This window comes from Methylophaga lonarensis MPL (assembly GCF_000349205.1).
Taxonomy (GTDB): domain Bacteria; phylum Pseudomonadota; class Gammaproteobacteria; order Nitrosococcales; family Methylophagaceae; genus Methylophaga; species Methylophaga lonarensis.
This window is the reverse complement of the sequence record NZ_APHR01000096.1, coordinates 1-412: the sequence shown is the minus strand read 5'-3', so window position 1 is coordinate 412 and position 412 is coordinate 1. Positions and strand designations below refer to the sequence as shown.

The window sequence follows — 412 nt, the reverse complement described above, 5'->3', positions numbered from 1 at the left end:
TGCCAAACACGAAAACTACACTGACTCCTCGACTGTTCGTCTTATTCAATTGTCATCCGCCACCGAAGTTATGCGTGCCTTTCGTCAGGGGCAGCTTGATGTGGCTGCACTGACGCTGGATGAAGTCATTCGCCTGGCGCAAACAGAAGCTGACCTTCGAATATTCCTAATCACCAATATCTCTAACGGTGCCGACAAAGTCATCTCCAGGTATCCGATTGACGGGCTGGAGCAACTGGAAGGCAAGCGAATGGCGCTGGAGATCAGCGCTGTTGGCGCAATGATGTTGATGGAAGTTCTACACGCAGCCGATCTGACACGTGACCAGCTTACATTGATTCCCTCCACGGTTGATCAGCACATTGGCATCATGCGTCAGGCTGAAGTTGATGCGGTTATCAGTTTTGACTGA

General features: G+C 50.7%; 1 protein-coding gene. It reads left to right on the top strand.

Translation table 11 applies throughout. The features are described 5' to 3' along the window. On the top strand, positions 1-412 hold a 412-nt coding region (locus MPL1_RS13005), incomplete at its 5' end, for an ABC transporter substrate-binding protein (protein ID WP_009727599.1).